19 protein-coding genes, 1 other RNA gene and 2 pseudogenes are annotated in these 20,215 nt (G+C 49.8%); 13 read left to right on the top strand and 9 right to left on the bottom strand.

Translation table 11 applies throughout. The annotated features are described in order from the left end of the window. A complete protein-coding gene (locus tag AC0TNG_RS02940; protein ID WP_473713269.1) occupies positions 1 to 723 on the bottom strand; it encodes a hypothetical protein in 723 nt (240 codons plus the stop codon). Positions 724 to 1,158: 435 nt separating this feature from the next. Here AC0TNG_RS02940 and AC0TNG_RS02935 point away from each other — a divergent pair. From AC0TNG_RS02935 to drt3b, 3 genes and pseudogenes are all read left to right on the top strand, one after another. Continuing rightward, positions 1,159 to 1,734, top strand: a pseudogene (locus tag AC0TNG_RS02935) (phage polarity suppression protein). A gap of 268 nt (positions 1,735 to 2,002) precedes the next feature. Next, positions 2,003 to 3,265, top strand: coding sequence for an antiviral reverse transcriptase Drt3a (gene drt3a / locus AC0TNG_RS02930; RefSeq protein WP_473713268.1), 1,263 nt, complete (start codon positions 2,003 to 2,005; stop codon positions 3,263 to 3,265). After that, the gene (gene drt3b, locus AC0TNG_RS02925) at positions 3,258 to 5,210 is read left to right on the top strand and encodes an antiviral reverse transcriptase Drt3b (RefSeq protein WP_473713267.1); all 1,953 of its coding nucleotides are present in this window, start codon (positions 3,258 to 3,260) and stop codon (positions 5,208 to 5,210) included. Before drt3a ends, drt3b begins: the two co-directional genes overlap by 8 nt. 147 nt (positions 5,211 to 5,357) lie before the next feature. Here drt3b and AC0TNG_RS02920 read toward each other — a convergent pair. From AC0TNG_RS02920 to smpB, 3 genes and pseudogenes are all read right to left on the bottom strand, one after another. Further along, positions 5,358 to 6,555 (bottom strand): annotated as a pseudogene (locus AC0TNG_RS02920) (integrase domain-containing protein). 194 nt (positions 6,556 to 6,749) lie between these two features. Next, positions 6,750 to 7,113, bottom strand: a transfer-messenger RNA (tmRNA) gene (gene ssrA / locus AC0TNG_RS02915). 89 nt (positions 7,114 to 7,202) lie between these two features. Continuing rightward, positions 7,203 to 7,685: an SsrA-binding protein SmpB gene (gene smpB, locus AC0TNG_RS02910; protein WP_473713266.1), complete on the bottom strand. Its 483-nt coding sequence runs from the start codon at positions 7,683 to 7,685 to the stop codon at positions 7,203 to 7,205. Between the two features lie 156 nt (positions 7,686 to 7,841). On the opposite strand from smpB, the gene AC0TNG_RS02905 reads away from it, so the two are divergent. Both AC0TNG_RS02905 and AC0TNG_RS02900 read left to right on the top strand, forming a co-directional pair. Beyond that, positions 7,842 to 8,279: a type II toxin-antitoxin system RatA family toxin gene (locus AC0TNG_RS02905; protein ID WP_473713265.1), complete on the top strand. Its 438-nt coding sequence runs from the start codon at positions 7,842 to 7,844 to the stop codon at positions 8,277 to 8,279. Then, complete coding sequence (locus AC0TNG_RS02900; protein ID WP_023308884.1) at positions 8,269 to 8,556, top strand: RnfH family protein; 288 nt, start codon at positions 8,269 to 8,271, stop codon at positions 8,554 to 8,556. The genes AC0TNG_RS02905 and AC0TNG_RS02900 overlap by 11 nt, the downstream gene beginning before the upstream one ends. 103 nt (positions 8,557 to 8,659) lie before the next feature. Here the strand turns inward: AC0TNG_RS02900 and bamE are convergent, their stop codons facing one another. The 3 genes from bamE to nadK all read right to left on the bottom strand — a co-directional run bounded on the left by bamE (position 8,660) and on the right by nadK (position 11,762). Further along, positions 8,660 to 8,998, bottom strand: coding sequence for an outer membrane protein assembly factor BamE (bamE, locus tag AC0TNG_RS02895; protein WP_023308883.1), 339 nt, complete (start codon positions 8,996 to 8,998; stop codon positions 8,660 to 8,662). 138 nt (positions 8,999 to 9,136) lie between these two features. Beyond that, positions 9,137 to 10,798 (bottom strand): DNA repair protein RecN, encoded by a 1,662-nt coding sequence (gene recN / locus AC0TNG_RS02890; RefSeq protein WP_473713264.1) that lies wholly within the window; start codon positions 10,796 to 10,798, stop codon positions 9,137 to 9,139. A gap of 85 nt (positions 10,799 to 10,883) precedes the next feature. Then, entirely contained in the window at positions 10,884 to 11,762 is an 879-nt protein-coding gene (nadK, locus tag AC0TNG_RS02885; protein WP_008502500.1) for an NAD(+) kinase, read from the bottom strand. A 122-nt stretch (positions 11,763 to 11,884) separates the two neighbouring features. Here nadK and grpE point away from each other — a divergent pair, with 122 nt between their 5' ends. Continuing rightward, positions 11,885 to 12,478 (top strand): nucleotide exchange factor GrpE, encoded by a 594-nt coding sequence (gene grpE, locus AC0TNG_RS02880; RefSeq protein ID WP_048992685.1) that lies wholly within the window; start codon positions 11,885 to 11,887, stop codon positions 12,476 to 12,478. A gap of 53 nt (positions 12,479 to 12,531) precedes the next feature. On the opposite strand, the gene AC0TNG_RS02875 is transcribed toward grpE, so the two are convergent. Beyond that, entirely contained in the window at positions 12,532 to 13,818 is a 1,287-nt protein-coding gene (locus AC0TNG_RS02875) for an HlyC/CorC family transporter (protein WP_032640969.1), read from the bottom strand. Between the two features lie 18 nt (positions 13,819 to 13,836). After that, on the bottom strand, positions 13,837 to 14,628 hold the full coding sequence (locus AC0TNG_RS02870) for a cytochrome C assembly family protein (RefSeq protein ID WP_032623031.1): 792 nt from the start codon (positions 14,626 to 14,628) through the stop codon (positions 13,837 to 13,839). Between the two features lie 166 nt (positions 14,629 to 14,794). Here AC0TNG_RS02870 and ffh point away from each other — a divergent pair, with 166 nt between their 5' ends. From ffh to AC0TNG_RS02835, 7 genes are all read left to right on the top strand, one after another. Beyond that, positions 14,795 to 16,156 carry a signal recognition particle protein gene (ffh, locus tag AC0TNG_RS02865; RefSeq protein ID WP_014884878.1) on the top strand — a complete coding sequence of 454 codons (1,362 nt, stop codon included), beginning with the start codon at positions 14,795 to 14,797 and terminating at the stop codon, positions 16,154 to 16,156. A gap of 116 nt (positions 16,157 to 16,272) precedes the next feature. Next, positions 16,273 to 16,521, top strand: coding sequence for a 30S ribosomal protein S16 (gene rpsP / locus AC0TNG_RS02860; protein WP_003863133.1), 249 nt, complete (start codon positions 16,273 to 16,275; stop codon positions 16,519 to 16,521). Between the two features lie 15 nt (positions 16,522 to 16,536). Further along, positions 16,537 to 17,076 (top strand): ribosome maturation factor RimM, encoded by a 540-nt coding sequence (gene rimM, locus AC0TNG_RS02855; RefSeq protein WP_032645319.1) that lies wholly within the window; start codon positions 16,537 to 16,539, stop codon positions 17,074 to 17,076. Between the two features lie 31 nt (positions 17,077 to 17,107). Further along, positions 17,108 to 17,875 carry a tRNA (guanosine(37)-N1)-methyltransferase TrmD gene (trmD, locus tag AC0TNG_RS02850; RefSeq protein ID WP_014832949.1) on the top strand — a complete coding sequence of 256 codons (768 nt, stop codon included), beginning with the start codon at positions 17,108 to 17,110 and terminating at the stop codon, positions 17,873 to 17,875. Between the two features lie 43 nt (positions 17,876 to 17,918). Continuing rightward, on the top strand, positions 17,919 to 18,266 hold the full coding sequence (gene rplS / locus AC0TNG_RS02845) for a 50S ribosomal protein L19 (RefSeq protein ID WP_002914145.1): 348 nt from the start codon (positions 17,919 to 17,921) through the stop codon (positions 18,264 to 18,266). Between the two features lie 132 nt (positions 18,267 to 18,398). Then, a complete protein-coding gene (locus tag AC0TNG_RS02840; protein ID WP_024908337.1) occupies positions 18,399 to 18,803 on the top strand; it encodes a DUF2946 domain-containing protein in 405 nt (134 codons plus the stop codon). 39 nt (positions 18,804 to 18,842) lie between these two features. After that, positions 18,843 to 20,213 (top strand): PepSY-associated TM helix domain-containing protein, encoded by a 1,371-nt coding sequence (locus AC0TNG_RS02835; protein ID WP_473713263.1) that lies wholly within the window; start codon positions 18,843 to 18,845, stop codon positions 20,211 to 20,213. The last annotated feature ends 2 nt before the right edge of the window (positions 20,214 to 20,215 follow it).

The following is a 20,215-nucleotide window of genomic DNA, read 5'->3' as shown; positions in this document are numbered from 1 at the left end:
TCAATTCCACAAACGTCCCATTTCCCATGCGGCAAGCGCGCCGCCGACGAAGCCACCGATGAGCACGCAAACAGGTGCGCCAGGCCCACACATTAATCCCGCCATTGCACCACCTGCGGCAGCACCGGCAATACCTGCACCATTAATCGCTATCTGTCTGCCTGATTCAGAAACCTTATCATCAGCGGCATAAATTTCGTAAACAGAAATCGCAATCGAAAGAACAATTAACCCCCTTCCAACGCGCGAGAGCTGCATCATTTTCATGTTTACTTGTGGGTTAGACTTGCCTGCGGATTCAACGATACCTGCATATATCTGATTTTTTTGTACTTCCGAAAGGCTGTTAAAATTTGCCTGCGGGCCGAATAAAGCTTTCGCTTTTTTTGCTACCAACTCATTAAGCGTCTTACCCTCGCTTTTTATACGTTCGGCCATTGCCCGTCCGAGTGGAGTGCTGCGAGATCGCACCATCTCCATGATCAAATTTCTCGTTTCCTGAGCCTCTCGTGCCGCTTTGTCCCAGGAGATCACACCAGCATTGGCCTTTGCGCGTAAGTCTGCGGACATTTCTTTGATTCTTTTTGAGTACTCAAGGCGTAAGCGGGGGTCGACCGACAACCTCGTGGCCGCAGCGGAAACATCGCCTTGTAAGGCATTCATCGCGCTTTCGAATTTGTCGCGTCCATCGGTATCTAATGCGCTCAGCAACGTCGTATCCATATTCTCATTGTTCCTATCATTGGCTCTGAGATGCGTTGAACAAATTTCTAGCACATTATCGGCAAAACGTCTTTTTAATATTTATTAGGCAAGCTTTAAGTTTTATATTTTTCCTTTTTCTTTCAATGTTATATGAGGTGCGTTAGGGGGCTTCGTTATGAACGATTTGTCTTTTAAAAAGAATAGAGATTGTTGTTAATGGGGATTACTTTGATGGTTCAACGCTCTTTGGTTGTGGGCCGATTTTATGTTCTTTTCGAAAAGCAGGCTAAAGATGGCTTATTGAAATGTGGCATAAGCATGTTTTACTGCACGTTCCGCGCACTTTAATCCACTTAAGGGATTACTCGTTCACCGGCGATTGAGCCGGTTATCCACATGCCTGCACCGGGAGCCACCGCTACCGCGCAGATGCGTTAACACGATCAGGCATAACTGAAAACTTACGGGACCACACTGAGACTACGGAAATCCTTTGAGGCCTGTCAGACAAATAATTCCGCCTGGCTACAACGTAGGAATTAGCTGACGCAGGCCGAACAGATATACTGCGAACAGCTTGCCGGCAGCGGGCACAGCGACCGGAGCCTGCAAACGCTGCGTGAAATTATTGACGTGAAAAAGTGGGAAATTAATCAGGCTGCCGGGCGTTATATCCGCTCGCATGAGGAGGTGCAGCGCATCAGCATCTGCGACCGATTAAATGATTTTATGCAGGCGCACGGCGCGGAGGTGGCCGCCGCCCTTGCCCTTGAACTGATGAATTATTCCGGGCAACACCCCGCCGTTCAGCACTGCGCCATGCAGCACTCACTCGACTATCTGAGGGAGGCGCTACAGCTCTGGCTGGTCGCCGGTGAAAAAATTAATTATTCGGAGCAGGATAATGACATTTTAACGGCCATCGGATTCAGGCCTGACGCGGCTTCCCGCGATGATAGTCGTGAAAAATTCACGCCTGCACAGAACCTGAATTATACCCGCCGTCGTGCAGAACTGGCCGTGCAGTAGTCCGCTTAGAAATCCCCGAAAATCCCTCCATTATTACGTATAAAAGCTATGCATGCATAGGTGCATGGTTTTGCATGCGTTTTAACGACACTGAATTCCCCGCCAGCGCCAGCACTGGCGCGCTCTGAGGCCGGTCATGCGCCTGCATTAAAAGCGCCCCCTTAAGCGGGCAGGCGTGGCGGGGAGAGTATTGCGCGCCAAAAGGCTTGAAAGGAATTCTTCACGGAGGCAATATTAAGATAATATAAACTTAAGTCAGGACGATTGTATGTATGATCAGTCTTTCAATCCGCGCACACTCTCACGATGTTTCAAGCCTGAGGATTTCCATAAAAATAGAGCATTAAGTCTAGACAGTGTTCGAGAAAAGACTATTAACTCGGCTATCGAAAGATATAAGGATGGGTTCTTGGGTTATAATTTACGCTCATCCGTTTTAAGAGGGAAAACAGTATATTGGGCCGATGAGTTAGCTGATGTATTGGTCTTGAGGAAAATTAAAAAAAATTTATCTAAGCTATATCAATTAAGATTATCTTCTCGAACAAAGATTGTTGATACATTAAAGGTTTTTTTATCAGAGTGTTCACAGTATAAAATATACAGATTGGATATATTTTCATTTTATGAATCTTTCGATAAAAACTATATATTTAATAAAATAGATGGATTGGAGCGGTTAGAGCTTAAAACAAAGCAGATTCTAAAGGAATTTCTTTATTCATTCTATCTGAATGGTGGGCAAGGAATACCAAGAGGATTGTCAATCAGTGCATACTTGGCAGAGTTACTAATGTATGATTTCGATAATCAAGTGAAAGATAACCACTCTGTTTTTTATTATGCTAGGTATGTAGATGATATAGTTATTGTCACTAGTGGTTACGAAGATAGTGATGCTTTTATTGAGAATGTAAAATCAATTCTTCCAAATGGATTGCGATTTAATGAAGGGAAGAAATATTATATTAGCGATTTAATTCCAAAATCTTCCAAAAAAACAAACACTGCACCCTCCAAGAAATTGTTATCCTTTGAATATTTAGGGTACGATTTTAGCGTGGGAGATAAAATTGAAGAGTGCAATATAAGAGGATTCTATAGGGTAATTGAAATTGATCTTGCACATGCAAAGGCTAATAAAGTAAAAAGTAGAGTGATTTATTCGATTATTGATTTTAATAAAACCAATGATTTTGAGTTGCTATGTGAAAGACTAAAATTCCTGTCCACAAACTTTAGTGTTTTAGATTCAGATAGAGTATTAAAACGGTTGTCGGGCATTCATTTTAATTATCCTCTTATTGATGCTAAATCTTCTAAGCGCCTTGCTGAACTTGATGTGTTTTTAAGAAAGGCTGTATTATCATCTGGTGGTAAGGTTTTCTTTGATTTTCATGCGAACTTAAACCAATGCAAAAAATATCGATTACTTAAGATTAGTTTTGTTAGAGGCCATGAAAAACGTCATTTTTTTCATTATTCAGCTTCAAAGATGATGAAAATTCAAAGGTGTTGGAAATATGTCTAAAAAAAAGGAAGTAAGAGTTAACAAAAAAGATTTTAATAGGGTTTTAGTTACTGAAACTATACCCTATGAAACACCTATAATAGTGTCCAATGATGGTTTTTATAACAATGTAGTTAAATATACAACGGCCAATGATACTGCTAAAGTATTGATTCAAAGAATAATTCTTGGGGAAAAGAAGAAAGGTAGGTATACGATTCCCTATGTTTTTAAAATTAATAAAAATGAGACGGAGTTTCGACGTTTAGCCTTTCCACACCCCATATCTCAGATTGAAATGCGAGATTTTTATCTCCATTTTAATCAAATGATGATCAATTTTTGTTCCCGTAGTGATTTTTCTATTCGGCGACCGGTGAAGGTTGCAAGTACATATTATTATAAGAACTTATTGGAAGACAAGAATTTATATAAGAGAGGGCCTGTTGATACCGACAAAAATGAACTATTAACTCGGCATGCTTCTTCATATTTTGGCTATCACGGATATGATCGCCTGTATAAGTTCTTTATGTCTAATGAGTTTATTGACCTTGAGCGTAAATATAATACGCTATATACATTAGATGTTTCAAAATGTTTTGACAGTATCTATACTCATTCAATTTCTTGGGCTGCAAAAACCAAGACTTTTACTAAAGGGATGTTAGCTAATAAATCATTAAACTTTGGTGATGCTTTTGATAAATTAATGCAACGTTGCAACTTTAACGAGACCCATGGTGTAATTATCGGTCCAGAGATCAGTCGAATATTTGCTGAGGTTATATTTCAAAAAATAGATTTAAATGTTCAGTTTAAATTAAATAATATCGAGCCATCGATACGCAAGGGTATCGATTATGATATTCGCCGTTATGTTGATGATGTTTTTATTTTTGCTAAAAATGAAGCTAATGCCGAAATTATATATAAGATTTACACTGATAAACTGAATGAATATAACATGCATATAAATTTGGGTAAAGTAACAAAAAATACTCGACCTTTTATCACAGCAAAAACACAAATTATACATCACGTCAATCAAAGAATGAATTTATTTATTGAATCTTTTCTTGGGTATGATGATGAAAGGAAATTAATCACAAAGCCAATACATAATAATAGGAAGTTAGCTAACAAATTTATAGATGAGGTGAAAATAATATGTGCTGAAAATAATACGGGATATGGTGAGGTTGCTTCTTATATTATTTCGGCGATTTTTGAAAGAGTTAAAAGATTAACTTCTTCAGTTAATCAAGTCGAAGATAAAGATATATACAATGCAATGTATGTTTTGCTCCATATTTCATTGTTCTTTTTCAGAGTTGCTCCTTCTGTTAGTTCATCATATAAATTGGCTTCAATACTTATCGTGGCTCTCAGATATTTTAAGGCTAAAGTACCATCATACAGTGAGCTTATAGCATCATATGTTTATTTTGAAATTGAAGACTTTCTTAAATCTGCTAATACTAGCAAAGTAGCCATAGATAATCTAATTAGCCTTGAGGCATATAATATTATGTATGTTATAGGTGAGCTAGATCAAGAACGATATTTATCAAAACAGTTAATTGAGAGCATTTTTAGTGAAGTTGATTCTTATTTTGATATAGTGTCCTGTCTATATGTCGTAAAGGATAAGAAAGTTTATAATACACTTAAAAGTAAAATTATTAGCATTATTAACTCCAAGTTAATGTCAAGTGATAGTATTTTGGATTATAGTGAAAAGGCAATGCTCTTTTTGGATGTTATGTCTTGCCCGTATATTGATTTAAAATGGAAAAAAATATGGTTGAAATCAACTTTAAAAGAATTGCAAGAAGCTACTCCTAACAATGAAAAAATAGATAGTTTTATCAGTTATTCTGTAGCGAATCCTTGGTTTGTGGACTGGAGTAATGTAGATCTTTTGAATTTCTTAGAAAAAAAACAATTGAAAAAAGCCTATTGAATTGCTAATTTGTTGTTGAAGCAACCAATATGCCCTACACGATTTTTCGATATACTAGGGCTGATTACGGTAGGTAAGTTACATGTAACCTGGCCTACCTTATGACGCTCAAGAGCAGAAATGCACACACTAAGGGATGAGGTTGCTTCAACCTCTTTTATTTTCTACAAAACTCCCCCACCACAGCATCAGCTCTACTCTTTGTTGCAAATAGACAGAGCGGTTGTATGCTCTTCGTACCTCATTCTTATCAGAATGAGCTAGTGCTGCTTCAATGACGTCTGGATTAAATCCTTCTTCATTAAGCGTCGTGCTAGCTATCGAGCGTAAGCCATGAGCAACTAGATTCCCATTCCAGCCAACTCTTTTTAGTGCAGCATTAGCCGTCTGGCTATTCATAGCTTTCTTAGGGTCATTTCTACTTGGAAAAACATGAACACGGTGCTTACTGATTGGTGCCATGATCTCAAGAATATAAAGCGCCTGAGGAGATAGAGGAATTAAATGTTCACGCTTCGCTTTCATCCTTTCGGCGGGGATTGTCCAGAGTTTTGAGTCGAGATCGATCTCTTCCCACCTGGTACCGGAGGCTTCAGAAGGGCGTACAAGGGTTAGGAGTTGCCACTCAATTAGACAGCGAGTAGGAACAGACAGATTTTGACATAACCAAAGAACGCATCAGACTTGGTAATTCTTCTGGTCTAAGCGTAGGCATATTTTGCTTTTTAGGCCTCTCAAAAGCCATTCCAACTCCTGAAGTTGGGTTTGCGTCAATCAAGCCGGTATTTGCCGCGTAAATCATAATCTCATTAATACGCTGTACCAGACGACGAACAGTCTCCAGAGCACCACGCGCTTTGATTGGCTCTAATGCTTCAACAATTGTTCTGGCCTTAATCTCCTGAACAGGTATCGTGCCTATTGCAGGGAACTCGTCCTTGTCTAAAGATCGCCAAATATCTTTTGCATAGCCTTCAGTGACGCTTTTGCTCTTCATTTTGAACCAGTTGGTGGCCACAGTTGAGAAAATGCTATCAAGCTCTATCTGACGCTTTTCTGATGCATGCTCTTATTGCTGTTGTGGATCCATATCTAGCGCGAGCATGGTTAAGTGCTGGTCGCGTATCTGACGAGCTGCTGCGAGTGTAAGGGCAGGGTATGAGCCGAGACTCAAATTTGTGCGGCTGCTGCTTCCCGGTCGTTGATAACGGAAGCGCCAGAGTTTTTTGCCGGAGGTTTTTACGAGTAAGAACAGGCCATCACCATCATGCAGGGTGAAGTCTTTTTCGCGGGGTTTTGCTTTGAGGATTTCGTTGTTAGTGAGGGGGCGTGTAATGCGCGCCATGTCTGGATCCCTTCCATAATTGGTACACGTTTAATGGACCACAGTATAGCGTGTACCTAAACGTGTACCAATTTTCTCTGGATTTAACCGGATGTTCTCGGACTACGACAGACACAAAAAAGCCCGCAGGGCTTGCGCCGTGCGGGCTTTCAGGACTTCATCAGTCGACTCTGGTAATCACCGATGGAGAATTTTGGTGGAGCTGGCGGGAGTTGAACCCGCGTCCGAAATTTCTACATCCTCGGTACTACATGCTTAGTTTGTCTTTACATTCGCACGCCAGCTGCGGACAGACACGCCACTAACGAACTAGCCTGATTAGTTTTAACGCTTCAACCCCAGGCAGGGCTTCCACGCGATCTCTTTTGGGTTTGACCTCTCTTTGATCCCCGTCTTAAGAGCGGAAGCTAGGGAGAGAGGGCTCAGAGCAGGTTATTAAGCTGCTAAAGCGTAGTTTTCGTCGTTTGCGACTATTTTTTTGCGGCTTTTAACGAGGCAAACCGCCCCTCGGCATGCACCTTGGGTTTCGCAAATCCCGTCGAATCCAGAATCAGCCCCAATAGTGTTGAACTAAGTATACCAGATTTCACTTCCTGGATACCAGCCCGGAACGCTAACTTATTGAATAGTACAATAAGTGTGCAGAATCAACGTCCTGCGTTTTTCATGATGCGCGCTTTGTCGAGCTGCCATTCGCGCTCTTTCAGGTCAGTACGTTTGTCGTGCTGTTTTTTACCCTTCGCGACGCCAATTTTCACTTTGCACCAGGCGTTTTTCCAGTACAGCGACAGGGCGACCACGGTGAAACCTTCACGGTTAATGCGTCCGTAGAGGGATTCCAGCTCACGCTTGTTCAGCAGCAGCTTGCGGGTGCGCGTAGGGTCACACACGTAGTGTGAAGAGGCGACGGTCAGCGGCGTAAAGTTCGCGCCGAACAGGAAGGCTTCGCCATCTTTCAGGATCACGTAGCTATCGCCGATGTTGGCTTTCCCGGCGCGCAGCGATTTTACTTCCCAGCCCTGCAACGCAAGGCCAGCTTCGAATTCTTCTTCAATGAAATACTCGTAGCGAGCACGCTTGTTGAGCGCAATGGTCGCCGAGCCTAGTTTATGTGCTTTTTTCTTCGTCATAAGTGTCGTAAAGCCGTCGGTAATCTGATTTCAAAAAGTCACCTCATTGCGTCCTGTGAGGTCTAACGCGCTATCTTAGCACGAGATGAGGCTTAGCGTTTTTTTAACAGGTGATAAATGTTATTATTTGTCCGTTGTGTGACCATGGGAAATGCTATGCCTCAGATTAGCCGTACTGCGCTTGTGCCTTACAGCGCGGAACAAATGTATCAGTTAGTGAACGATGTTCAGTCTTATCCAGAATTTATTCCGGGATGCACCGGGAGCCGCGTTCTGGAGTCCGGCCCGACGCAGATGACCGCGGCGATGGATGTCTCCAAAGCGGGGATCAGCAAGACGTTCACCACCCGCAATACGCTGACCAGCAATCAGAGTATTTTGATGCATCTGGTAGATGGTCCGTTTAAAACCCTGATGGGAGGCTGGAAGTTTACGCCGCTGAGCGCTGACGCCTGCCGCATTGAGTTCCAGCTGGATTTTGAATTTACCAATAAGCTGATTGAGCTGGCGTTTGGCCGCATCTTTAAAGAGCTGGCTTCCAATATGGTTCAGGCGTTCACCACCCGCGCCAAAGAGGTTTACAGTGTCGCATAAGATTGCTGTAGAAGTGGTGTACGCGCTGCCGGAGAAGCAGTACCTGCAGCGCGTGACGCTGGAAGAGGGGGCAACCGTTGAGGCGGCTATCCGCGCGTCCGGCATCCTTGAGCTTCGCAGCGATATCGACCTGGCGAAAAATAAGGTCGGGATTTACAGCCGTCCGGTGAAGCTGGGTGATGTGCTGAAAGAGGGCGACCGGGTAGAGATTTATCGTCCGCTGATTGCCGACCCGAAAGAGCTGCGTCGTCAGCGTGCGGAGAAGGCGGGTAAGTAGCGTGTTTTCCCCTCACCCTGATCCTCTCCCCAAAGGGGCGAGGGGATAAAAGAAATACAAAAAAGGTGCTCAATGAGCACCTTTTTGCATTTCTGACTTCTGATTATTTGGTCAGGGCAGGCTTGTTGTCGATGTTGGTCAACACACCGGCGCTGCTGAAGGTCAGCGTCAGGGTCTGCTGGGTCGCATCTTCGTGGCCCGGCTTCTGACGGAATACATAGAACCAGGTGTTAGTGCCGAACGGATCGGACATCATCGGGGTTCCCAGTGTATAAGCGACCTGCTGTTGTGTCATCCCCACGCGGATTTTGGACACATCGTTAGGGGTAAGGTAGTTCCCCTGGTTGATGTCAGGACGGTAAACCACTTTCTCCAGAGTGGAACAGCCTGCGGTCAACATCAGAAGAACCGCTGCAGCAGCGGTCAGCATTTTACAACGCATAGTGATTTGATTCCTTTTCGGGCCCGAGCAGAACGCGGCTCATATGTAATATGCCGATGATAATAGACCTTGCCCCACTTTGAAACCGGTCTGGCGGCGTTTTTGTTGTTCTGTATGACCCTGAGATCCCGAAAAAGTTTATGCCGCCAGCAGTTCTTTCGCGTTCGCGAGCGTGTTACGCGTGACTTCGCTGCCGCCGAGCAGGCGTGCCAGCTCCTGCAGGCGTGCACGTTTATCCAGCGGCTTCATGTGTGTTTCAGTCATTTCACCGTCGGTTTCTTTACTGACGATAAAGTGATGATGACCACAGCCCGCGACCTGCGGCAGGTGGGTGACACACATCACCTGCGTTGATTCGCCGAGCTGGCGCAGCAGTTTACCCACCACCGCCGCCGTTGGGCCGCTGATGCCGACATCCACTTCATCGAAAATCAGCGCCGGGGTGTCCATTTTACGCGCGGTAATCACCTGAATTGCCAGCGCAATACGCGACAGTTCACCGCCGGAGGCCACTTTGGAGATAGCCTGCAGCGGCTGCCCCGGGTTGGTAGTGACGCGGAACTCGATGCGGTCCGCACCTTCCGCCGTCAGGTGATTCTCTTCAAAGCGGACATCAATGGTGAATACACCGTGCGGCATCGCCAGCGTGTGCATGCTGTCGGTGATGTGCTGGCTTAGCTCTTGGGCGTAACGCTGACGGATTTCATGCAGCTTTTGCGCTGTCGCCAGGGCCTGTTCATGGTGCAGGTTCACCGCCAGAGAGAGGGTTTCCTGCGAATCAGCCTGATCGTCAAGCTGCTGCTGCTCTTCCAGCAGAGACTGATAGTAGCCCGGCAGCTCTTCCGGCGTGACGTGGTGCTTGCGCGCCAGTGAAATCTGACGGGAGATACGTTGCTCCAGCTCAAACAGACGGTTCGGGTCGAGATCCAGACGTTCACAGTAGTGGCGCAGTTCGTCACTGGCTTCGGAGATCTGAATAGCCGCTTCTTCCAGCATATCCAGGACGCCTGAAAGTTTGCTGTCCATGCCGACCAGTTCGGTAATCAGCTGGCGGATGTTATACAGCTGTCCTTGCAGGTTCACGTCTTCGCCATCCGCCAGCAGGTTAAGCGCATTCTGGCTGGTTGAGAGCAGGTGACCGCTGTTCGCCAGGCGTTTGTACTCTTCGTCGATTTGCTCAAACTCACCCGGCTGTGGGTTGAATTCGTTCAGCTCTTTAAGCTGGTACGCCAGCAGCTCCGCACGTGCGGCGCGCTCCTGGCTTTGCTGCTGGTGCTGGGCGAGCTCGCGGCAGCTTTGATGCCACTGGCGATAGTGTTCCGCCATAAGCTGAGTAAGCGCGTACTCACCCGCATAGCCATCCAGCAGCGCTTTCTGCTGTTCGGGTTTGACGAGTTGCTGATGCGCATGTTGACCGTGGATCTGGATAAGCAACTGGCCGAGTTCACGGAGCTGGGAAAGGGGGACCGCCGTGCCGTTGATAAAACCGCGGGAACGACCGTCGCTGCTGATGACGCGGCGGAGTAAACACTCACGTCCATCTTCAAGCTGGTTCTGTTCCAGCCAGCGCTGGGCGGCAGGGGTGTCTTTCAGGGAGAAACGGGCGCACAGGTCGGCACGGTTGGCGCCCATGCGCACCATATCGCCCTCTGCGCGGCCGCCAAGGCACAAGCCGAGGGCATCAATGGCAATGGATTTACCTGCACCGGTTTCCCCGGTGATCGCCGTCATGCCGCTGTGGAAATCGATCTCAAGCTCACGAACAATGGCAAAGTTGCTGATGGTCAGTTGTGCCAGCATAATTGTTTTCCTGTATGAAAAACCATAACTGTGTTTCCATACAGTATAAACTGGTTTTATATACAGTAAAGTACTGGATGCAGAATCAGAACAATTTTTTTGACCAGCCAAGCTTCGAGCTTAATGTATTGAAATAGCTGTAATCTTTCGGATGAATCAGATTCAGGTGGTAATCACACCGGCGAATAAGCACATCTTCACCTTCCTGGATCGGCAGCGCTATCTGGCTGTCGCAGCTGATCTCCAGGTCGTTACGGCGGTGTGAGAAGCGCAGACGGATCGTGCTGTCGCCGTTGATGACCAGCGGGCGGGCGGAGAGCGTGTGCGGGAACATCGGCACCAGGGTAATGGCGTCCAGAGAGGGGGTCAGGATCGGGCCGCCGGCAGAAAGCGAGTAGGCGGTTGAGCCGGTCGGGGTGGAGATAATCAGCCCGTCAGAACGCTGGGAGAAGGCAAAGATTTCGTCGATATAGACTTCGAACTCGATCATGTGCGCCACTTTACCGGGGTGAAGGACTACCTCGTTAATCGCGGTGCTGATGCGCTTCTGGCAGTCCTGCTGGCACACCTGCGCTTCCAGTAAAAAGCGTTTTTCACTGATATAGTGGCCTTCCAGCACGTCGGCCAGCTGCTGCTGCGCATTGTCCGGGTCGAGGTCGGTTAAAAAACCGAGATTGCCACGGTTGATGCCGATGACCTTAATGTCATAGCGCGCCAGCGTGCGGGCCGCGCCGAGCATGTTGCCGTCGCCGCCCACCACCACGGCGAGATCGGCCTGTTGGCCTATTTCCGCCAGCGTGCCGGTTTTGACGCTCTTCAGCTGCAGCTCCTGAGCAATCTGCTGCTCGACCATCACTTCATAGCCTTTGCTACACAACCAGCGATACAACATTTCATGTGTCGTTAGTGCGGTAGGGTGACGCGGATGCCCGACGATCCCAATACACCTGAAATGATTATTCATTTTCTGGAGGTCCTTGTGCCTGATGAATGATGACAATCTGTCTTGTTCCCTTGAATCCCGGAAACTGATCCCCATAATAAGCGAAGTTAGCGAGATGAATGCAGAAAAACGCGGAGAAATTCATGAGTAGTAAAGAACAGAAAACGCCTGAGGGGCAAGCCCCTGAAGAAATTATCACGGAACAGCACGATGAAGTTGAGGCTGTAGAGCCAGACGCATCTGCTGAGCAGGTGGACCCGCGCGATGAAAAAATTGCGAATCTGGAAGCCCAATTGGTAGAAGCACAGAATCGCGAACGCGATGGTATTCTGCGCATCAAGGCGGAAATGGAAAACCTGCGTCGCCGTACCGAGCAGGACGTTGAGAAGGCGCATAAATTTGCGCTGGAGAAATTCGTCAACGAACTGCTGCCGGTGATCGATAGCCTCGATCGTGCGCTGGAAGTGGCTGACAAAGCGAATCCGGACAACGCCGCAATGATCGAAGGTATCGAACTGACGCTGAAATCCATGCTCGACGTGGTGCGTAAGTTTGGCGTGGAAGTGATTGCCGATACCGACGTTCCGCTGGATCCAAACGTTCACCAGGCGATTGCGATGGTGGAGTCCGAAGAGGTGGAAGCCGGTAAAGTGCTGGGCGTAATGCAGAAAGGTTACACCCTGAACGGCCGTACCATTCGCGCGGCGATGGTGACCGTGGCGAAAGCGAAAGCGTAATTTAGCCATCCGTAGTGCCGGGTGGCGACGTTCGCCTCACCCGGCCTACAGCCTTACTCCGCGATACTTTCGCGCAGGGGTTTAACAGGCAGAACTTTCACCTGCTTAATCATATTGTCCTGTACGTCCAGGATATCAATATCGTACTGCTCAATGCGCACCCGCGTGCCCGCCGCCGGGATCTCTTCCAGCGCTTCCAGAATCATCCCGTTAATGGTGCGAGCCTCATCTTCCGGCAAATGCCAGTTAAAGGCTTTGTTGAGTTCGCGAATGTTCGCGCTGCCGTCAATCAGCACCGATCCGTCGTTTTGCGGGGTAACCTCTTCCGCGAGGGAAGGCGACATTGAGGTGGTAAAGTCCCCGACAATCTCTTCCAGAATATCTTCGACCGTCACCAGCCCCTGAATATCGCCGTACTCATTGACCACCAGGCCAACCTTCTTCTTGTTACGCTGGAATTTCACCAGCTGCGTGCTGAGGGGGGTTCCTTCCGGTACGTAGTAAATTTCGTCGGCGGCGCGCAGCATCACCTCTTTGGTGAACTCTTTTTTCTCGGTCATCAGACGGTAGGCTTCGCGCACGCGCAGCATGCTGATGGCGTCATCCAGCGAGTCGCGATAGAGCACAATGCGCCCGTGCGGGGAGTGCGTCAGCTGGCGAACGATGGCTTTCCAGTCGTCATTGATGTCGATACCGACGATTTCGTTACGCGGCACCATGATGTCGTTTACGCTCACCTTTTCCAGATCCAGCACCGACAGGAGCATGTCCTGATTGCGTCGGGAGATCTGCGAGCGGGATTCATGCACGATGGTGCGAAGCTCTTCTTTGCTGAGCGCGCTGCTGATGGTGACGTCGGCTTTGATCCCCACCATCCGCATCAGTACGCGCGTCACCATGTTCAGCAGCCAGACCAGCGGCATCATCAGGATCAGCAGCGGTGCCAGCAGGAAGCTGCTCGGGTAGGCGACTTTCTCAGGGTAAAGCGCGGCGATGGTTTTCGGCAGCACTTCGGCAAACACCAGCACCACGAACGTCAGCACGCCGGTGGCAATCGCCACCCCGGCGTTACCGTACAGGCGCATCCCGACGATGGTGCCGAGGGCAGAGGCCAGAATGTTGACGAGGTTGTTGCCGATGAGCACCAGGCTTATCAGGCGATCCGGCTTGCGGAGCAGTTTTTCAACGCGACGTGCGGCACGGTTACCCTGTTTAGCACGATGCCGTAACCGGTAGCGGTTTAAGGTCATCATGCCGGTTTCCGAGCCGGAGAAATAGGCGGAGATGACCACCATGACGATCAGCGTAACGATCAGCGTGGTGGTAGAGATGTGTTCCAGGGGGAACTCCTTTGTTTCTTAGCCAGCAAATTGCTGTATGAAGCGGCTGCCAAAATAGGCAAGGGTGAGAATGCCCGCACCCGCGACGTTGAACCAGACCACGCGACGACCGCGCCAGCCTTCATGATAATGGCCCCATAACAGGACAATATAGACAAACCACGCGATGATGGAGAGCACCGCTTTATCGATATTCTCCACGCTGAACAGGTTCTTCATGTAAAACAGGCCCGTGCAGAGCGTCAGCGTCAGCAGCACCACCCCCACCTGGGTGATGTGGAACATCTTGCGCTCAATGACCATCAGCGGCGGCATTTCATGGTTAAAGGCCAGCTTTTTGTTTTTCAGCTGGTAGTCAATCCAGGCGAGCTGCATGGCGTAAAGCGCGGCGATGATCAGCGTCGCGTAGGCAAAGAGCGACAGGCCGATATGCACCAGCATCCCCGGGGTAGCCTCCAGATGCGTAATAAACTCATTAGGCATAAAGGTGGCGAGGGCCAGATTGATCAGCGCGAAGGTGTAGACAATCGGCAGCAGCAGCCAGCCGCGATTTTTAGACGCGACGATGGTCATCACCGTACAGATCATCAGGCTGACCAGCGAGCCGACGTTGAGGACGCTCAGGTTTTGCACGCTGCCGTCGCCGGGAATGATGCGTGATTCCAGCGCAAAGGCGTGGCTAATCAGTGCGATCACCGCCGAGAGAATAGCCATGCGCCGCCAGCCGCTGTTTTTTTGCAGCAGTCCGGGAATAATCAGCGCGAGGCTGACAGAGTAGGCAACAAGGGCGATCAGTGCGAAAACAGGCATATAGGCATCGACAGTTGTCTTAATAAGAAAGAGAAGCAGTATAACGTTACGTGACGCCTGCTCCAACCGTTGCATAACAACAAAGGCGCCTTCATGTTATACTCCGGCAAAATTCTGTGTATGTGTCGCCCATGGCGGCCCAACGTTTCTACTCAGGCGAGAGACAATGTTTGATAATTTAACCGATCGTTTGTCGCGCACGCTGCGCAACATCAGCGGCCGCGGACGCCTTACTGAAGAGAACATCAAGGAAACGCTGCGCGAAGTGCGCATGGCGCTGCTGGAAGCAGACGTCGCGTTGCCGGTTGTTCGTGATTTTATCAACCGCGTAAAAGAGAAGGCGGTTGGTCATGAAGTTAACAAGAGTCTGACCCCGGGTCAGGAGTTCGTCAAAATCGTTCGTAATGAACTGGTTTCGGCGATGGGCGAAGAGAACCAGGTGCTTAACCTGGCGGCTCAGCCACCGGCCGTGGTGCTGATGGCGGGCCTGCAGGGTGCGGGTAAAACCACCAGCGTCGGTAAGCTGGGTAAGTTCCTGCGTGAAAAGCACAAGAAGAAAGTGCTGGTGGTCTCTGCGGACGTCTATCGCCCGGCGGCGATCAAACAGCTGGAAACCCTGGCAGAGCAGGTTGGCGTGGATTTCTTCCCGTCCGACGTGGCGCAGAAGCCTGTCGACATCGTTAACGCCGCGCTGAAAGAGGCGAAGCTGAAATTCTATGACGTGCTGCTGGTGGATACCGCCGGTCGTCTGCACGTCGACGAAGCGATGATGGACGAGATCAAGCAGGTGCATGCCTCTATCAACCCGGTAGAGACCCTGTTCGTTGTCGACGCCATGACCGGTCAGGATGCGGCGAATACCGCGAAAGCGTTTAACGAAGCGCTGCCGTTAACCGGCGTGGTGCTGACCAAAGTGGACGGTGACGCCCGCGGCGGTGCGGCGCTCTCTATTCGTCACATCACCGGTAAGCCGATTAAATTCCTCGGCGTGGGCGAGAAAACCGAAGCGCTGGAGCCGTTCCACCCGGACCGTATTGCCTCCCGTATTCTCGGCATGGGCGACGTGCTGTCGCTGATCGAAGATATCGAGAGCAAGGTTGACCGCGCGCAGGCCGAGAAGCTGGCCAGCAAGCTGAAAAAAGGTGACGGTTTCGATCTCACCGACTTCCTTGAGCAGCTGCGTCAGATGAAAAACATGGGCGGCATGGCCAGCCTGATGGGCAAACTGCCGGGCATGGGCCAGATCCCTGACAACGTGAAAGCGCAGATGGATGACAAGGTGCTGGTGCGTATGGAGGCGATCATCAACTCGATGACCCTCAAAGAACGCGCAAACCCGGATATCATCAAAGGTTCCCGTAAACGCCGTATCGCAGCCGGTTGCGGCATGCAGGTGCAGGACGTTAACCGCCTTCTGAAACAGTTCGACGACATGCAGCGCATGATGAAGAAAATGAAGAAAGGCGGCATGGCGAAGATGATGCGCGGCATGAAAGGGATGATGCCTCCCGGTTTTCCAGGGCGTTAATCGCTTTTGAGATTGCTTTTTGCCCGAAAATGAGTAAAATTTTCGGGCTTTTAATATGACACCCGGGCTCCGTTCCTCGATGGGGCCCGGTTGTTTTATTCACACAAGAGGATGTTATGGTAACTATTCGTTTAGCACGTCACGGCGCTAAAAAGCGTCCGTTCTACCAGGTTGTTGTGACTGACAGCCGTAATGCACGCAACGGTCGCTTCATCGAGCGCGTTGGTTTCTTCAACCCACTGGCCGCTGGCGCAGAAGAAGAAACTCGTCTGGATCTGGATCGTATCGCTCACTGGGTTGGCCAGGGCGCTACTGTTTCCGATCGCGTTGCTACGCTGATCAAAGCAGCAAACAAAGCAGCTTAATCTGTCACGGTGGTCATGATGAGCAATAAAGTACCTGTTGAACCGATCGTATTGGGAAAAATGGGTTCTTGCTACGGTATCCGTGGTTGGCTCAGAGTGTTTTCCTCCACTGAAGACGCTGATAGCATTTTTGATTACCAGCCCTGGTTTATCCAGAAAGGCGGTAAGTGGGAAGAGGTCGAGCTGGAAAGCTGGCGTCACCACAATCAGGACATCATCATCAAGCTGAAAGGCGTTGACGATCGTGATGCCGCGAATGCGCTGACTAATTGTGAAATTGTCGTGGATTCGTCGCAGTTGCCACAGCTGGAAGAGGGCGACTACTACTGGAAAGACCTTATGGGTTGCCAGGTAGTCACTACCGAAGGCTACAGCCTGGGGAAAGTCATCGATATGATGGAAACCGGGTCGAATGACGTTCTCGTCATTAAGGCAAACCTGAAAGATGCATTTGGCATCAAGGAGCGGTTGGTCCCGTTCCTCGATGGACAGGTTATCAAGAAAGTCGATCTCACTACTCAAACCATTGAAGTAGATTGGGATCCTGGTTTTTAAATTCTCCGGATAAACGGTAAAAGACGGCGCTATGTGGATTGGCATAATTAGCCTGTTTCCTGAAATGTTCCGCGCGATTACCGATTACGGGGTAACTGGCCGGGCAGTAAAGAATGGCCTGCTGAGCATCCAGAGCTGGAGTCCTCGTGACTTTACTCATGACCGGCACCGTACCGTGGACGATCGTCCTTACGGCGGCGGACCGGGGATGCTAATGATGGTGCAACCCTTACGGGACGCCATTCACACAGCAAAAGCCGCGGCAGGTGAAGGCGCAAAGGTGATTTATCTGTCACCTCAGGGACGCAAGCTTGATCAAGCGGGCGTGAGCGAACTGGCGACGAATCAAAAGCTGATTCTGGTCTGTGGGCGCTACGAAGGGATAGATGAGCGCGTAATCCAAACCGAGATTGACGAAGAATGGTCTATCGGCGATTACGTTCTCAGCGGTGGTGAGTTACCGGCAATGACGCTGATTGACTCCGTCGCCCGGTTCATTCCGGGGGTTCTGGGCCATGAAGCTTCGGCAACGGAAGATTCCTTTGCTGACGGGTTGCTGGACTGTCCACACTATACTCGTCCTGAAGTGTTAGAAGGGATGGAAGTACCGGCGGTGTTACTGTCTGGAAACCATGCCGAGATACGTCGCTGGCGTTTGAAGCAGTCGCTGGGCCGAACCTGGCTTAGAAGACCTGAACTTCTGGAAAACCTGGCTCTGACTGAAGAGCAAGCAAAGTTGCTGGCCGAGTTCAAAACTGAACACGCGCACCAGCAGCATGAACATGATGGGAATGCGTAATACGCTCCCGAATATCAGTTTACCCAGGATAAGAGATTAAATTATGAGCAACATTATTAAGCAACTTGAACAAGAGCAGATGAAGCAGGACGTACCTTCCTTCCGTCCAGGTGACACCGTGGAAGTGAAAGTATGGGTTGTTGAAGGTTCCAAAAAACGTCTGCAGGCATTCGAGGGCGTGGTTATCGCTATTCGTAACCGCGGTCTGCACTCTGCATTCACTGTTCGTAAAATTTCCAACGGCGAAGGCGTTGAGCGTGTCTTCCAGACTCACTCTCCGGTAGTTGACAGCATTGCTGTTAAACGTCGTGGTGCTGTACGTAAAGCTAAACTGTACTACCTGCGTGAGCGTACTGGTAAGTCTGCTCGTATTAAAGAGCGTCTGAACTAAGATTCGCTTAAGCGACATCCTGTTAGAAAGGGCTGGCCGAAAGGCTGGCCCTTTTTTTATCCCATCGCACCTCTCGCGTTAACCCTTTTGTCATAAATCATTTACAATGCTTGCCTCTTGAATGGAGGGGAAGTGGATAACGTACTGCATCAGCCTGACCGGAAACGCGCAGCGGCATTGACCGCGCTGTTCGCGATCCTGCTGATCGTGGTAGCACCGCTTATCTCCGTCTCGTTGCAGAAAGATCCCATGAGCGCCATGCCGGGCATGCATCATGACATGAGCATGATGTCGATGGACGAGCATCACGGCGATATGCCGCACACGATGCCTGTCGACCATGCTGAAGCGTGCGGCTACTGCGTGCTGTTAGCGCATGTCCCTGGCGTGATGCTGGCGCTCATCATCCTGCTCAGCGTGGTGCTGCAGAGGCTTCGCGTTAAGCCGCCGCGTCAGGCGGTCAACCACTGGCACTTCTTCCCCTGGCTTTACCCTGATACCCGCGCGCCGCCGCGACAGTCTGCTTTTTCCCTTTAAAAACAAAATCGATAACTTTTTGCCTTAAAAAGGAAAAGTATGACTACCTGCACTCCGCGCGCGGCATGGGGAAACCTGCTGCGTCGCCTCCATTTCTACGTCGGGCTGTTTGTCGGCCCGTTTATCTTCTTCGCCGCGCTGACCGGGACGCTATATGTGGCGACCCCGCAGCTGGAAAACGCACTCTACCGGCACGCGCTCCACGCGGATTCCGTGGGCGAGCCGCAGCCTCTGGCAGAACAAATCGCCGCGGCGGAAAAAACCGTTGGATCAGATTTACGTTTGCACGCCGTGCGTCCGGGGCTGGTTGAGGGCGAAACCACCCGCGTGATGTTCGCTGACCCGAAACTTGGGCCATCGGAGAACCGGGCTATCTTTATCGATCCGGTGAGCCTGGCGGTGCTGGGAGATCTGACGGTATACGGCACCAGCGGGATTTTACCCCTGCGTCAGACCATTGATTACCTGCATACCTCTCTGCTGCTGGGCGACATTGGGCGCCTTTACAGCGAGCTTGCGGCCTCGTGGATGTGGGTTGCCGCGCTGGGCGGTGTTGCCCTGTGGTTTTATACCCGACCCAAACGGCGGATCAACAATCGCTTCCAGAACCGGCGTCGGGTGCACGTGACGCTGGGCTGGGTTCTGCTGGGTGGAATGCTGCTGTTCTCCGCAACCGGCCTGACCTGGTCCCAGTGGGCTGGCGGGAACGTGGATAAGCTGCGGGCAGAGATGAACTGGCTCACCCCGCAGGTGAACACGACGCTATCCGGCCAACATGAGGTTATGGATGAACATGCCGAACATCGCGGTCATCACGGTGGGATGATGATGCCGGAAATGGCGATGGATTTTACGCAGTTTGACAAAGTGCTAAGCGCGGCGCGTAAAGCGGGGATTGATGCCAACAGGCTGGAGATCCGCCCGGCGAAAACGATGGATCGTGCCTGGACCGTGACGGAAATCGATCGCAGCTGGCCGACCCAGGTCGATGCCGTTGCGGTTGATCCTTCTACGATGCAGGTTCTGGACAGAACCCGATTCGAGGATTTCCCGCTAATGGCAAAACTGACCCGCTGGGGCGTGGATTTCCATATGGGGATCTTATTTGGGCTGGTGAATCAGCTGCTGCTCGTGGTGTTTGCTCTTGCCCTGTGCGTGCTCATTATCTGGGGATACCGGATGTGGTGGATCCGTCGTCCTGCGCAATCGGCAGTGAGTCCGGTACAAACGCTTTGTCAGAGCTGGCTGGCGCTGTCAGGATGGGGAAGAGGCGTTACGGTGGTAACCAGCGTACTGTTGGGGCTGGCCCTGCCGGTCATGGGCGCGAGTCTGGCGCTGTTTGTTCTGGTGGACTGGCTGCGCTGGCGAGCGGCAACCAGGGTGACGCTCGCCGAATCATCCGCTAAATAACC

The organism is Enterobacter sp. PL_is514, from assembly GCF_055816715.1.
Note: the sequence above shows the minus strand (reverse complement) of the source record. Positions and strands in the feature narration are given on the sequence as shown.

Excerpts from the sequence above, each read along its gene's own strand:
- AC0TNG_RS02835 (WP_473713263.1), top strand. The coding sequence starts at position 18,843 with ATGACTACCTGCACTCCGCGCGCGGCATGGGGAAACCTGCTGCGTCGC.
- bamE (WP_023308883.1), bottom strand. The coding sequence starts at position 8,998 with ATGCGTTGTAAAATGCTGACCGCTGCTGCAGCGGTTCTTCTGATGTTG.
- recN (WP_473713264.1), bottom strand. The coding sequence starts at position 10,798 with ATGCTGGCACAACTGACCATCAGCAACTTTGCCATTGTTCGTGAGCTT.
- smpB (WP_473713266.1), bottom strand. The coding sequence starts at position 7,685 with ATGACGAAGAAAAAAGCACATAAACTAGGCTCGGCGACCATTGCGCTC.
- trmD (WP_014832949.1), top strand. The coding sequence starts at position 17,108 with ATGTGGATTGGCATAATTAGCCTGTTTCCTGAAATGTTCCGCGCGATT.
- AC0TNG_RS02870 (WP_032623031.1), bottom strand. The coding sequence starts at position 14,628 with ATGCCTGTTTTCGCACTGATCGCCCTTGTTGCCTACTCTGTCAGCCTC.
- drt3a (WP_473713268.1), top strand. The coding sequence starts at position 2,003 with ATGTATGATCAGTCTTTCAATCCGCGCACACTCTCACGATGTTTCAAG.
- ffh (WP_014884878.1), top strand. The coding sequence starts at position 14,795 with ATGTTTGATAATTTAACCGATCGTTTGTCGCGCACGCTGCGCAACATC.
- grpE (WP_048992685.1), top strand. The coding sequence starts at position 11,885 with ATGAGTAGTAAAGAACAGAAAACGCCTGAGGGGCAAGCCCCTGAAGAA.
- drt3b (WP_473713267.1), top strand. The coding sequence starts at position 3,258 with ATGTCTAAAAAAAAGGAAGTAAGAGTTAACAAAAAAGATTTTAATAGG.
- rplS (WP_002914145.1), top strand. The coding sequence starts at position 17,919 with ATGAGCAACATTATTAAGCAACTTGAACAAGAGCAGATGAAGCAGGAC.
- nadK (WP_008502500.1), bottom strand. The coding sequence starts at position 11,762 with ATGAATAATCATTTCAGGTGTATTGGGATCGTCGGGCATCCGCGTCAC.
- AC0TNG_RS02905 (WP_473713265.1), top strand. The coding sequence starts at position 7,842 with ATGCCTCAGATTAGCCGTACTGCGCTTGTGCCTTACAGCGCGGAACAA.
- AC0TNG_RS02940 (WP_473713269.1), bottom strand. The coding sequence starts at position 723 with ATGGATACGACGTTGCTGAGCGCATTAGATACCGATGGACGCGACAAA.
- rimM (WP_032645319.1), top strand. The coding sequence starts at position 16,537 with ATGATGAGCAATAAAGTACCTGTTGAACCGATCGTATTGGGAAAAATG.
- rpsP (WP_003863133.1), top strand. The coding sequence starts at position 16,273 with ATGGTAACTATTCGTTTAGCACGTCACGGCGCTAAAAAGCGTCCGTTC.